Source organism: Paenibacillus sp. HW567, from assembly GCF_000374185.1.
In the GTDB taxonomy this organism is placed as follows: Bacteria; Bacillota; Bacilli; order Paenibacillales; family Paenibacillaceae; genus Paenibacillus_AQ.
In genome coordinates, this window is sequence record NZ_KB910518.1 from 3,548,134 (window position 1) to 3,560,511 (window position 12,378).

12 protein-coding genes are annotated in these 12,378 nt (G+C 49.4%); all 12 read left to right on the top strand.

Annotated elements, in window-relative coordinates:
• Nucleotides 1-26: 26 nt before the first annotated feature.
• The 12 genes from B212_RS0116250 (at nucleotide 27) to B212_RS0116305 (ending at nucleotide 12,305) form a co-directional block, all read left to right on the top strand.
• Complete coding sequence (locus B212_RS0116250) at nucleotides 27-914, top strand: fructose bisphosphate aldolase (protein ID WP_019911981.1); 888 nt, start codon at nucleotides 27-29, stop codon at nucleotides 912-914.
• 169 nt (nucleotides 915-1,083) lie between these two features.
• Nucleotides 1,084-1,458 carry a VOC family protein gene (locus tag B212_RS0116255; RefSeq protein WP_019911982.1) on the top strand — a complete coding sequence of 125 codons (375 nt, stop codon included), beginning with the start codon at nucleotides 1,084-1,086 and terminating at the stop codon, nucleotides 1,456-1,458.
• Between the two features lie 232 nt (nucleotides 1,459-1,690).
• On the top strand, nucleotides 1,691-2,398 hold the full coding sequence (locus B212_RS0116260; protein ID WP_019911983.1) for a response regulator transcription factor: 708 nt from the start codon (nucleotides 1,691-1,693) through the stop codon (nucleotides 2,396-2,398).
• Nucleotides 2,399-2,658: 260 nt separating this feature from the next.
• On the top strand, nucleotides 2,659-3,525 hold the full coding sequence (locus B212_RS0116265; RefSeq protein ID WP_232231485.1) for a sensor histidine kinase: 867 nt from the start codon (nucleotides 2,659-2,661) through the stop codon (nucleotides 3,523-3,525).
• Nucleotides 3,526-3,633: 108 nt separating this feature from the next.
• Nucleotides 3,634-4,242: a hypothetical protein gene (locus B212_RS0116270; protein ID WP_156830150.1), complete on the top strand. Its 609-nt coding sequence runs from the start codon at nucleotides 3,634-3,636 to the stop codon at nucleotides 4,240-4,242.
• A complete protein-coding gene (locus B212_RS0116275) occupies nucleotides 4,239-6,110 on the top strand; it encodes a transglycosylase domain-containing protein (RefSeq protein ID WP_019911986.1) in 1,872 nt (623 codons plus the stop codon). Before B212_RS0116270 ends, B212_RS0116275 begins: the two co-directional genes overlap by 4 nt.
• Nucleotides 6,111-6,382: 272 nt before the next feature.
• On the top strand, nucleotides 6,383-6,949 hold the full coding sequence (locus B212_RS31650; RefSeq protein WP_019911987.1) for a hypothetical protein: 567 nt from the start codon (nucleotides 6,383-6,385) through the stop codon (nucleotides 6,947-6,949).
• 25 nt (nucleotides 6,950-6,974) lie between these two features.
• Nucleotides 6,975-8,276 (top strand): TerD family protein, encoded by a 1,302-nt coding sequence (locus B212_RS0116285; protein WP_019911988.1) that lies wholly within the window; start codon nucleotides 6,975-6,977, stop codon nucleotides 8,274-8,276.
• 204 nt (nucleotides 8,277-8,480) lie between these two features.
• Entirely contained in the window at nucleotides 8,481-9,674 is a 1,194-nt protein-coding gene (locus B212_RS0116290) for a serine hydrolase domain-containing protein (protein ID WP_019911989.1), read from the top strand.
• Nucleotides 9,674-10,492: an ABC transporter permease gene (locus B212_RS0116295; RefSeq protein ID WP_019911990.1), complete on the top strand. Its 819-nt coding sequence runs from the start codon at nucleotides 9,674-9,676 to the stop codon at nucleotides 10,490-10,492. Before B212_RS0116290 ends, B212_RS0116295 begins: the two co-directional genes overlap by 1 nt.
• Before the next feature lie 29 nt (nucleotides 10,493-10,521).
• The gene (locus tag B212_RS0116300) at nucleotides 10,522-11,304 is read left to right on the top strand and encodes an ABC transporter permease (RefSeq protein WP_028530884.1); all 783 of its coding nucleotides are present in this window, start codon (nucleotides 10,522-10,524) and stop codon (nucleotides 11,302-11,304) included.
• Entirely contained in the window at nucleotides 11,301-12,305 is a 1,005-nt protein-coding gene (locus tag B212_RS0116305) for an ABC transporter ATP-binding protein (RefSeq protein ID WP_019911992.1), read from the top strand. Before B212_RS0116300 ends, B212_RS0116305 begins: the two co-directional genes overlap by 4 nt.
• Nucleotides 12,306-12,378: the final 73 nt, after the last annotated feature.

Here is a 12,378-nt window from a genome sequence, read left to right on the forward strand (position 1 = left end):
TCACGTAAGGGAAAGGAGAAATGACCATGAATACGAAACAATTGGATCGGATTCACACGGGAAAGGGCTTCATTGCGGCTTTGGATCAAAGCGGCGGAAGCACTCCAAAAGCTCTGCTGCAATATGGCATTCAGGAAGACCGCTATACCACTGAGGAAGAGATGTTTGAGCGGGTGCACGAGATGAGAACGCGTATTATTAAGAGTCCTGCGTTTGATTCCAGGTACATTTTGGGCGCCATTCTTTTTGAGAACACGATGGATCGTTCCATTGACGGCCAATTAACCGCCGATTACCTTTGGGAGCAGAAGGGGATTGTTCCTTTTTTAAAAGTCGATCAGGGGCTGGCCGATCCCGAAAACGGGGTTCAGCTCATGAAGCCCATCCCCGGTCTGGATGATCTGCTTGGGCGGGCGGTCCAGAAGCATGTCTTCGGGACCAAGATGCGCTCTCTGATTAAAGAAGCGGACCCTGCGGGTATCAGACAGGCCGTAGAGCAGCAGTTCGCCATTGCCAAGCAAATTGCCGGATATGGTCTGGTCCCGATCATCGAACCGGAGGTTGATATCCACAGTGCGGATAAGGCTAAGTCGGAACAGCTTTTAAGAAATGAGCTTTCCGCTCAATTATCCACTCTTGGCAAAGACGTGAAGGTCATGCTTAAGCTGTCCATACCGACCGAAGACAATTTCTACAGCGATTTAATCAAAGATCCGCATGTGGTACGGGTCGTAGCTTTGTCAGGCGGCTACACCCAAGCGGAAGCCAATGCCAAGCTGGCACATAACCACGGGCTAATCGCCAGCTTCTCCCGCGCCCTATCACAGGGGCTAAGCGACCAGCAAACCGAAGATGAATTCAACGCCATGCTCGCACAATCCACTCAAGATATCTACGAAGCTTCCATTACCTAAGGGAAGATTATAGAACGACCCCCGGGCTTTTTCAGCTCAGGGGTCTTTTTTGTGGAGTCTCACAAAGCTCATCGCTAGCATCAGTCCAAATACCCTGTTGATTTAACACCCGGAATCTTCTAATCTAGCATATACGAGAGGTAACTATACAATAAAGGAGTTTTAAATCATGAAAGTAAACCTGAATTGGATTACGCTCAGGGTGCGCGATCTGGAGGCTTCCCTTAATTTTTATCACAGCATTTTGGGGCTTCCGATTGACCGTAGATTTGAGAGCAGAGGCAGACAGATTGCCATGTTAGGCACGGAGGGGCAGCCCAAGATTGAGCTTATTCAGGGAAGCGATCAGATCCTGAAGCCGGAATGCGGTGTTTCCATTGGTTTCGAGGTGGAATCGCTGGACGAGGCCATAGAGACTTTGACAAACCAGGGCATCCTGATAGCGCGTGGACCAATCACGCCGAACCCCCGCCTGCGGTACTTTTATGTACTGGACCCGGACGGCTTCGAGGTGCAGTTAGCGGAGCATAGCTATATAAGTTGAACTTTAGATCTTCATGCTAGGGTTTGGGTCGTAACTGCGGGGAATGTTTGGACTTCCGGCCGCTGCCCGCCTGCAGATTTCTTGATTTATACCGCTGTTCGCGGTGGAAATCCGGCTAAAAACTGACGCCGATATTCTATCAGTGTCAGTTTTTTTAGTTTTAATCTGGACAAGTTCTCATATATGATAATGATAGGTTTCCATATGCTGGATTACGAAAGGATTACTGACTGTGAAACAAGAAACGATACTGCTGGTGGATGATGAACGGGAAATTGTTGACCTGCTGGAAATTTATTTTTGCAATGAAGGGTACCGGCTGCTAAAAGCCTCTGACGGACTGGAGGCACTGGAACATTTGAAAGATGAAATGGTAGATCTCATCATTATGGATGTGATGATGCCCCATATGGATGGTTTCGCCGCCTGCATGAAAATCCGTGAAGAGCGGAACATGCCAATTATTATGCTGTCCGCTAGAAATTCCGACATGGATAAAATCACCGGACTCAGTCTAGGTGCAGATGATTACGTCGGCAAGCCATTTAATCCGCTAGAGCTTGTAGCCCGGGCTAAATCACAACTGCGCCGCTATCACCGGTTCAACAAAGACATACCTGCAAGAATCAATGATAATGAATTGGTCTTTGATGATTTGGCCATTGACACCTTGAAGCACGAGGTTAGCGTTGGTGACCGAAAGGTGAAGCTGACGCCCAGGGAATTTTCGATTCTGGAACTGCTGATGCGGCATCAGGGACAGGTGCTTGGCATGGAGCAGATTTACCGGAATATCTGGAACGAGCCTTTTCTTGATGGGGGAAGCACGGTTATGGTACATATCCGCAATATCCGCGAGAAAATCGAGACTGATCCGAAACATCCACGATACATACAAACCGTGTGGGGTGTCGGTTACAAATTGGATGGGCTTTCCTAAGCGCCCTGGGAGATGATATGTTGAACGCAAAATATATAAGCACTATTCGCTGGAAATTCATATGGGCATTTATCCTGAGCATTATGTCTGGAGCCTTAATACTGCGGGGAGGTTACCAATTAGTAAACTTTTTGGTGTATCTAAACCCAACTCCGTCATCATCGACTTTTCCCCTTATTTTGCGGTGGATTATCAATCATATCGGGTCGGTTCCAGTTATGTTTACCGCCGGAATCATCAGTTTTCTAGGGTTCTTTTTTTTGTTCACACGCAAAATCGTTTCCTATCTCGAAGAAATTACGCAAGGCATTCAGCAGATTACAAAACTTGGGGAGCTTCGTCCTATTGAAGTTAGAACTAACGATGAGCTTGGCGTGCTGGCTGAGAATATTAACATCATGTCCGAACGGTTGCAGCATTCCCTGCTGGAAGAACGAAAAGCGGAGCAGGCCAAAAATGACCTGATTATCGGGGTCTCACATGATTTGCGCACTCCGTTGACCTCGATTCTGGGTTACCTGGATTACATTGAGCAGGATCGCTGCCGCGAAGAGGGAGAGATCCGCTATTATGTCGCTATAGCCTATCAAAAAACGCTGGTTCTGCGGAAGCTGATTGATGATCTGTTTGAATATACCCGGGTTAACAGCGGAGGTCTGCCACTTGTGGCGGAACGTCTGGATTTGAAAGCATTCATTAGGCAGCTAGTGGAAGAGTCGGTTCCGGAGCTTGCCCAGGCGGGCATGGTTTATGAGTTCGAGGATCATACGGATGATTTGTGGATTCAGGGAGCTCCCTATGAACTGCTTCGCGCCTATGAAAATTTGATTACCAACGCTATCCGCTACGGCCGAGACGGAAAAAAACTGGAGATTGTGCTTACCCACGAGGATTCTGAAGCGGTCGTGCGGATCAGCAATTTCGGCGAGATGATCGAGGAAAGCGATCTCCCGCATATCTTTGAACGCTTCTATCGGGCAGAGCGCTCCCGTTCCCGCCATACCGGGGGTTCCGGGCTGGGACTTGCCATCGCAAAAAGCATTGTTGAACGCCACCAGGGGCGGATTTACGCCCGGAGCGATCAAACCCGCACTGATTTTATCACCCGTTTTCCGGTTGTGCCTTAAATTTTCTTTAGAGAATCTTTAGAACTTGTGGAGTTATTCTTAAGATTTCTCAGGTATTCTTTAGTTTCACAGGGGCAGCTAATGCCCGGATACCGGGAGGGAATTTTCTTGAGAAAATGGAACACGGTGCGTAACGAATATCTCTACATCTGCGGAGGAAGCCTGCTGCTTAGCGGGGGAATGGTATTTGTGGTGCGGTCGGCCGCAGCCTTCTTTTATACACGGCACACTCCGGATTCCGTCACCTTTCTTGTGCGGCTACATCACTGGATGATTAATCATATTGGCCGAACGCCTATGGAGCTTCTGCTGTTCGTCATACTGTTTACCAGTATTTTTTTGATACGTTCACAGAAGCTGTCCGATGATCTAACCATGCTGCTGCGGGCATCGGAGGCAATAACAGCAAATGTCCCGTTCCATGAGCTTACGGTGTTGTCACGCGGGGAACTCGGCCAGTTGGCCGACAACTTGCTGAAGATAAACCGGGTGAAGAGAACCAAGACCGCTGATGAAGCGGTTCTGGAAGCTGCCGATCAATCAGAAGTGCCGCCAGGCAGTGAAGATATCATGGCGCTGATCTTAAGGGTACGAGCGCTGTTGCACTTGCTGGAAGGTCTGGAGCGGGAAATCGGAATGCAGCAGCAAGTCGAGGAGGCCAAACGCGAAGCAGCGGGCATGGAACGGTTCCTGGAGAACCTGATGGCGCAACCATGAAGGGACAACATGGCCCTTTCGGGCGTAAGCTGCTGCGGATGGTATATACGGGCTTTGATATAGCGGTAATAGCCTTCCTCGTTTTGCTGGTGGGGTTATCGTACGTACATATATATGGAAACGCCATAATCAATCGTCACCCCGAGAAACTGATTCTTCCGGAGTCCAGCGTGATTATCGGCTCTGACGGGACCGTGCTTCGCAGAATTTCGCTGCCCGAATCAGGATACCGCACTTTGGCACGAATGGACGAAATGCCGGAGCTGCTACTCGATACTTTCCTGGCTGTGGAAGATCGCCGGTTCTATAGCCATCGGGGCGTCGACTATAAAGGGATTCTCCGTGCGACTGTGAATAATACGTTAGGGCTCAGAATTTCACAGGGTGGCAGCAGCATCACTCAGCAGTTGGCCCGAAATTTGTATCTTACCCGGGATAAAAATTTGCTGCGCAAGCTAAACGAAGCCTCCATTGCCCTGGCATTGGAGAAGCGGTTGTCGAAACGGGAAATCCTGCTGCTCTACCTCAACCAAATTTATATGGGCCAAGGACAATATGGGGTCAAGGCCGCAGCCGAATTCTATTTCGGCGTATCGGATCTGAAAGAGCTGGACATCGGACAAATCGCCTCACTGGCAGCAATCCCCAAAGGTCCCTCCATTTATCATCCCGCTGAAAATAATAAGGATTTCGAGGGAAGGAAAAAGCTCGTGCTGCAGATCATGCAGCAGAATGGGCTGATTACCGAGAAAGAGCGGATGCTGGCAGCACGTCAAGAGTACTATTTGCCGGAAGAGACTGTTGTAGCCGGAGGAATAGGAAAATCCTATATTGATGCCACACTGAAAGAGGCATCCCTCCTGACCGGAAAAACGCTGGAGGAACTGAAAACGGGGGGCTACACAATCACAACAGCCATGAACGCCGGTGTGCAGAAGGCGCTGGAAAATACCTTTCGTAATCCGGCGCTCTTTCCACCTGACAGCGCGACCCGGCAAGTGGAAGCAGCTATGGTGATTATCAACCAGCATAACGGTGAGGTTGCGGCCCTGATCGGAGGCCGGAATGAAGGTACGGGCAGCCTCAACCGGGCCATCATTGACGCGCGTCAGCCAGGATCAGCGTTTAAGCCGATTATTGCTTACGGTCCAGCGTTGGAAACCGGCCGTTTTTCGCCGGACAGCATGCTGCTGGACCGCAAGCAGACATATGGGAATTACAGCCCGGATAATTTGAACAATGTTTACCGGGGACAGGTTAAAATGAATACGGCACTCCGAGAGTCGATCAACTCGCCCGCTGTATGGCTGCTGAAGCAGATCGGAATCTCAGAAGCGCGTCAATTTGCCGCCAAGCTCGGGCTAGAACTGCCGAAGGAGGACAATAATCTGTCCATCGCGCTCGGAGGGCTTCATCAAGGTGTGTCTCCCTTAAAAATGGCCCAGGCTTACAGCGTGTTTGCCAACGGTGGGGTATTTAACAAGGCCCATACTGTGCGGAGCATCACAAATTCCCAGGGAAGAGTTATCTACAAGCATGATGCCAAACCCCGCCAGGTTATTTCAAGGCGCACAGCGGAGAGCATGACGCTGATGCTCCGCAGTGTGGTTGATGAAGGGACTGGAAAAAAAGCGCGGTTAGCTGTTCCGGTAGCTGGGAAGACCGGCACAACCCAAGCGGGTCTGCCTGGTGTCGACGCCAAGGCCAACAGGGATCTCTGGTTTACCGGTTACACTCCCGATTGGACTGCCGCCGTATGGATGGGCTTTGACCGTACCGATAAGGATAACTTTATATCCGAGGGCAGCGGGAGGGCGGCTGCTTTATTCGCGGCCGTCATGAACAAAGCTGCTTCTGAGAGGCCATAGGGAATTTGAAAAGCATGACACCCCGATAGCGCAAACCGATCGCGTCGAATCCCCTTCTGCGGTTCTTTTATGTACTGGACCCGGACGGGTTCGATTTACAGTTAATACCAATGAGATGAGACTGATCAGAAGTGAACGATCAACATTCTTTTTGCCATAAATAATGAAGAGAATGACGGCTTACTTCGAAAAATATTTCCTCCCAAGATTCCCCATATTCTGCTATGCTAATAAAAATCACAAAGAACGAAGAAACAGGAGGCGCAGCTAGAATGATGGATGCATTTCAGTATGAGCTTACTTCAGAGACTGCTATCAATCTGAAATATGAATATGGAGGTGAATTTTTCACGTTCAACCTGTATCGGGATGACAGGGGATGGGTCCTTCACCCTTTTGACGGCATGCTGCTGAGGGATCAGACAATGTGCGCTCTTGTTGTGCAAGAGCTGTTCAAGCATAAGCCTTTTCAGGTAATGCTGGCCAAAGAAGGTATTATCTTATCCAATATACGTTCTACCGTTAACCTCGATAATGTTAACACTCCAATTGCCGCACGCAATGAGCGGGAGTCACACGATAACCCCGCGGATGACTTGATGGAATTTGTCCAGCAGCACACGGTTGAAGAGGTCATTGATTACGAGTGCGGGCTTATCGGAAGCCGCATTTCATTTTATAAAGAAATCCTGCAGCGTATGTTCATGGACAATCTGGGTCCCTCAGATCCGGAGTTCCAAAAGGTGCAGGATATTGTGCGTATTTACGAACAAACCTTGGACAAGCTATCCGGTCTGAACGGTCCGAATCTTGACGCCGGAAGACGCGGCAGATGGTAATAATCTTTTTGAAAGGCTGATTCTTATGACAATGGATCTGATTAAGGGACAAAAATGCAATTTAACGAAGGACGAGCCTCATCTTACCCGTATTATAGTAGGAATGGGCTGGCATCATACCAGATCTGAGGTTGAGGTTGATTTTTCGGCTTTTTTGCTTACGCCGGCCCAGACTGTCTCTAAAGATGAGGACCTTATTTTTTACGGCAACCCTTCTACTGCAGACCAATCCGTAGCTGTATTATCCGATAAAAGAGCCTACGCGGGGTTAACCGACAATACGCAAATCGCCGTTGAGCTCCGGCAAGTTCCTGCAGACTACGAACGGATTGCATTTGCACTAACGATTTATGAAGCTGAAAAACGGCTACAAAACTTCTCGCTGCTGGACGACGCGTATTTGCGGATTATCAACGCTGCCGATGGAACGGAACTGATCCGCTACAGGTTAGGTAAAGCTTTTTCTGTAGAGACCGCCGTTGTCGCCGGGGAAATCTATAGATACGATAATGAATGGAAATTCAGCGCTGTGGGTTCCGGGTATGCCGGAGGCTTAGCCGCCTTATGCAAAAGTTATGGAATACAGGTTACTGACATACTGCCGTCAGTTCAACCCGCAAGCCCAGTAATTCAATCGAAGCAGTCCCCCTTTCCCCTACCAGAGCTGCGGTCAAGGCCTAAGACGGACAATTTGCCCCCCTCTTCACCAGCATCACCTCCAGCCCCTCCTCTAAATCTCAATACCATCTTGCTTAAGAACCACGGGGAGATAATCAGACTCCAGAAAGGAACCGATTCCTTGGGCGAGATACTGATCAACCTCAACTGGTATCAAAAAAAATCAGCGGGCTGGTTCGGAAGTAAAGGCGTCGACCTTGATCTGGGGTGTCTGTTTGAATTAAAAAATGGCATTAAAGGTTCTGTCCAGGCACTCGGCGAATCCTTCGGGAGCTTGAATAGGCCGCCTTACATCTCCCTTGACGGGGATGACCGCACCGGCTCCATAGCCACAGGCGAGAATTTGCGGATTAATGGTCATTATCTGTCCGAAATTAGCAGAATTGTTATCTTTGCTTTTATCTATGAGGGAATTACGAACTGGTCGGAGGCTGACGCTGTTGTAACCATCAAGCAGCAGGGTGGACCGGAGATCGAGGTCCGGCTGGATGAGCATAACAACAATAAAGGCATGTGTGCCATCGCCATGATCCGCAATCAGAATGATGAGACACTCAGCGTGGAGAGGCTCGTAGAATATTTCAGCGGACACCAGGAATTGGATCAGTATTATCACTGGAATCTAAGATGGGAAGCCGGCAGCAAATAAACAAACGCAACTGCCGCTCGGGCAAGTTTGGTTATAAAACAAACTTGCCATTGTAACATCCAATGTCTGGAAATATACTTATAGGTAATTGCGCCGGCAGCAATTACCTTACATGCTGGACCGAAAGGCGATTCCTTTTGAGAGCGCTTTTATTGAGTGATTATTCTTGCACGGCGCAAATATTTATAAGGAGGCTTATAGGTTATGCTGCATACTTCAGGCGTTACCGACTGTTCACCGGCAGAGGTAGGCTACGACACTTCAAGAATCGAGGTGTTGAATGCCCATTTCCAGAAGCTGATCGAAGAAAAAAAGATCCAGGGCGCATCTTACTGCGTTTCAAGGTATGGAAAGACGTTTATGCATGGTGCTGTCGGATCGCTTTCTTTCCGGGAAGACCGGGCGGAGCCGCTTTTGCCAACAACTGTCTATAGCATTGCGTCCATTACCAAAGCCGTTGCCTCAGTAGCGATGGCCAAGCTTGCCCAGGACGGGATTCTCCGGTTCGACACCCCTGTCGGAACTATCCTGGAGCCGTTAAATGTGGCCCCATTTGATAAAATCGACATTTACAGCCTTCTGACTCATACCTCGGGCCTGTTTCCCGACTGTGCGGATCTTATGAATCCGTATCATAAATCTTATTGGCAGATCATTGATGAGTATTTTGAAAGATATACCCCTGAGGACGGTGAAGCGGACTGGATCAAAGCCGCGCTGAGCGGCGGGGTGAACAAAAAAGTGGGCGAAGAATGGCAATATTGCTCATTTGGCTTCTGCCTGCTAGGAGAAATCATTAAAAAAGTGACTGGTGTAACCGCTGAGCAGTACATAGAAGAGCAAATCCTGAAGCCTCTTGGCATGAAGGACTCGGCTTTTGAGCTGACTCCCGAATTGGCCAAACGCACCATTATTAGAAACGAGAGACATGAAACGCGCCTGAACGCTATCATCAATGGCAATCAGCCGGAGGTCTCGCAGATGGAGAAGCTGTGGGATACGGTTTCCAAGACCGGAGGAGGCCTCGCATCTACACCGGCTGACCTCATCCGATTCGCCAACATGCTCCTGGGCATGGGAACGCTGGACGGTACCCGTGTTCTTGGCCGCAAAACGGTTGAGAAAATTACGACCCGCACCCTGTACGGGGTTCCCGATCACTGCTGGGGAGCCGATAACAGCGACCGGAGCTATGGAATAGGACTCGATATGAGAAGAGGCTCCGGATTCCTTTACTCCCCAACTACCTATTGTCATGAAGGCGCAGGAGCCTGCTCCATGGTTATTGACCCTACGGAACAGCTCGCTGCCGTATGGTTTGTGCCTTTTGTAGGTGATAATTGGTACGCGGAGGGCTTGTATAATGTAACCAACATCATTTGGTCAGGACTCACCTGATGAACAGCCTTAGACGCAAATGGCTTGTCTGCCGCACGGTGGCGGATGTGACCTACAAAGAGTGGAGTGCGTACCGCACTCATTCCATGGTGTCCATCATCGTCGGTCCTGTATATTTTATGGTGCAATATTTTATCTGGACGGCGGTTTATGGAGAGCATTCTTCGCTCGGCGGTATCGAGCTCCCTCAGATGATCCGGTACTTCGGCGCTACCGCGCTTATCAGTTACCTGGTCATGGATTTTGCCGATTGGAACCTGTCCATGCTTGTACGCACCGGTAAATTTCTTACCTTTCATTTGCGCCCGATCCATCACCGTTCTTTCGCCTTGTTTCAGAAAATCGGACATCGGTCTCTAGGTTTCCTGTTTGAATTTTTGCCCTGCCTTTTGATCTTCATTTTTATTTTTAGAGTCGATATGATGCCGGCAAGCCTTCCATGGACGTTTCTGTCGGTGCTGCTGACCTTTCTGATGATTTTTTATGTGAACTACATGATTGGCCTGACTTCATTTTGGCTTGTCCAGTCAGATGGAATACGAAGCGCATTTATATTGGTGTCGGGTATTTTTTCGGGTGCGCTTATTCCGCTTGATTTTTTTCCGCACTGGCTTCAGGTAATCCAGTTCTTCCTGCCGTTTCAGTACATGGCCTACATGCCTGCAATGGTTTTTACCGGCCATTACTCCCTTGGAGGCATTGAGCTTTCCACTCAGCAAGCTGTGGGCTTGCAGGCGGTGGCCTTGTTGGTTACGTTCGCAATTAACGAGCTTGTCCGCCGTCTGGCCATGAAGCAATTTACCGCTGTCGGCGCATGAATGACCCCATGAAAGGACAGTTCTTTTACATGAAACGGTATCTGGATATTTACAGGCAGTGCATGTATTCCGCTTTCCAGTCGGCTGCGGCCTATCGTATGAATTTCATCACCAGCAGTCTGATCACGCTAATCGGCAACATTCTGTTTCCGCTGGTGACCCTGCTGATTTACCGGGCGGGCACCAGCTTTCCCGGCTGGAGCTTGTTTGAGGTGTTGTTGATCCAGTCTGTATTCACCATGTCCAGCGGCCTTTCGAGCCTTATCTTCGGCGGCGTTCTGTGGACTACCATGTCGCACGTCCGTGAGGGAAGCTTCGAGGTTGTTCTAATGAAACCGCTGAATCCGCTGTTTTTTATTGTTGCCACTACATTTTCTACCGATAGTATTGGCCTCTTTCTGGGCGGTGTTTCGCTATTCCTATTTTCCGTTATGCATGTAGGCGCAATTCCGGCTCTTTACTGGCTTCAATTTGCGGGAATGTTTATCGCGGGGACGGCGGTCCTGGCAGGATTATCTCTAATGATGGCGGCTATGTCCTTCAAATGGGTCGGCAACTCGAGAATTTCCGAGCTTTCCGACAGTGTGCTTCACATTGGAAAATATCCGCTGCCCATATTTCCTAAGGCTGTTCAGGCTTTGGCGACGATGATCATTCCTGTGGGAATGGTAGGCTTCTTCCCTGCTTCCGCCCTTCTCGGCCGGGCGCACGCCAGCGATTTCGCTGCTGTTCTGCCCTGCTTTTTATTTCTGGCGGCGGGAGTATGGGTATACCGGCATATGATCAGATTGTACGAGGGGGTCGGCGGATGATGCCGGTTATTGATGTGAAGCATTTGACCAAGACCTATAAAACCTATAAGCGGGGCGCAGGTATGGGTCAGACCATCAAGAGCTTCTTTCAGCGCGAAGAAGTCGTGGTCCACGCCGTCAACGATATCAGCTTTGCCATTGGGCAGGGGGAAATCTGCGGCATTCTGGGCCCCAATGGGGCGGGAAAATCAACGGCGATCAAAATGCTCTGCGGCGCACTGTACCCCACAAGCGGAGAAATTCAAGTTCTTGGTTATTCGCCTGCCCGGGACAGGAAACGTTATGTCGGTAAAATCGGAGCCGTATTCGGCCAGAAATCCCAATTGATCTGGGATATTCCCCCTATCGACAGTTTCAATATGAACAAGGCCATCTACGGAATCGCCAACCAGGACTATAAAAGCCGGCTTGAAGAGCTGACAGAGCTGCTGGATATTGCGCATGTGATCGAAAAACCAACACGCGTGCTGTCCCTTGGCGAACGCATGAAATGTGAATTCGTCATGGCTATGCTGCACCGGCCGGACGTATTGTTTTTGGATGAGCCGACGATCGGGCTTGATGTGATCGCCAAGGTCAAAATCCGCGAATTCATTCACCAGATGAACAAGAAGCAGAATATGACCTGTATTCTGACCACCCATGATCTTGAGGATGTGGAGGAGCTTGCACACCGGGTCATTGTCATTAACCACGGGGACAAGGTTTTTGATGATTCGCTTCAGCGGCTGAAGCTTTTTCTGGGAGAGAAGAAACGGGTCAGCTTTACTTTTGCGGAGTCTGTGCACAAGACCAACTTCGACAATGCCTACACCAAGGTCATCGAGCGGCAGTCTGACTTACAAATTACGCTTGAAGTGGATACGGCGCATATTTCCATCAGCGATTTTATCGAAGACATCTCCAGAAGGCACCGGTTCACCGACATTTCGGTCAAGGAACTGCCGATCCAGCAGGTGGTTATGAATATTTACGAAAATACGGAAGGTGCGTCCGGTTAGCGGTTTGATTTCGGGCAGATTGTATTGCTTTGCTGAGTATCCTTTATATATGACAAGAGATGTCGTCATTACA

Bases quoted from the DNA above. Each gene is read 5' to 3' on its own strand.
- B212_RS0116250 (WP_019911981.1), top strand. From the start codon at position 27: ATGAATACGAAACAATTGGATCGGATTCACACGGGAAAGGGCTTCATT.
- B212_RS0116255 (WP_019911982.1), top strand. From the start codon at position 1,084: ATGAAAGTAAACCTGAATTGGATTACGCTCAGGGTGCGCGATCTGGAG.
- B212_RS0116275 (WP_019911986.1), top strand. From the start codon at position 4,239: ATGAAGGGACAACATGGCCCTTTCGGGCGTAAGCTGCTGCGGATGGTA.
- B212_RS31650 (WP_019911987.1), top strand. From the start codon at position 6,383: ATGATGGATGCATTTCAGTATGAGCTTACTTCAGAGACTGCTATCAAT.
- B212_RS0116285 (WP_019911988.1), top strand. From the start codon at position 6,975: ATGACAATGGATCTGATTAAGGGACAAAAATGCAATTTAACGAAGGAC.
- B212_RS0116290 (WP_019911989.1), top strand. From the start codon at position 8,481: ATGCTGCATACTTCAGGCGTTACCGACTGTTCACCGGCAGAGGTAGGC.
- B212_RS0116295 (WP_019911990.1), top strand. From the start codon at position 9,674: ATGAACAGCCTTAGACGCAAATGGCTTGTCTGCCGCACGGTGGCGGAT.
- B212_RS0116300 (WP_028530884.1), top strand. From the start codon at position 10,522: ATGAAACGGTATCTGGATATTTACAGGCAGTGCATGTATTCCGCTTTC.
- B212_RS0116305 (WP_019911992.1), top strand. From the start codon at position 11,301: ATGATGCCGGTTATTGATGTGAAGCATTTGACCAAGACCTATAAAACC.